Origin of the sequence: Vibrio sp. 10N.222.52.B7 (genome assembly GCF_041474275.1) — a bacterium.
Lineage (GTDB): Bacteria > Pseudomonadota > Gammaproteobacteria > Enterobacterales > Vibrionaceae > Vibrio > Vibrio crassostreae_C.
Genome location: NZ_JBFRTU010000229.1, coordinates 1 through 229, shown reverse-complemented (window position 1 = coordinate 229; position 229 = coordinate 1). Strand labels below are relative to the sequence as shown.

Sequence of the window (229 nt, the reverse complement as noted above, 5' to 3'; positions counted from 1 at the left end):
GCCCGTTATCGAACTCAATTGAATTTGTGAAATATTAATGCTGACGGTTGCCCCCGCGATATTGGTCTGGCGTGCGGCAAGTTCCAACAAGACGTAAATGGTTTTCTGCTCTTTTTCATGAATCGAGGATAAGTAAGCCTGCATCCAAATAGATTGCGCTTTGGTTCCACAGTGAAGTAGCCATTTGTAAACCATGCATTTCCGCTCTGCGAGCTCTAATACCTTGCTT

1 pseudogene is annotated in these 229 nt (G+C 44.5%); it reads right to left on the bottom strand.

The window, feature by feature from the left end:
* Nucleotides 1-229: pseudogene (locus AB4512_RS22560) on the bottom strand (Crp/Fnr family transcriptional regulator); the annotation flags it as partial.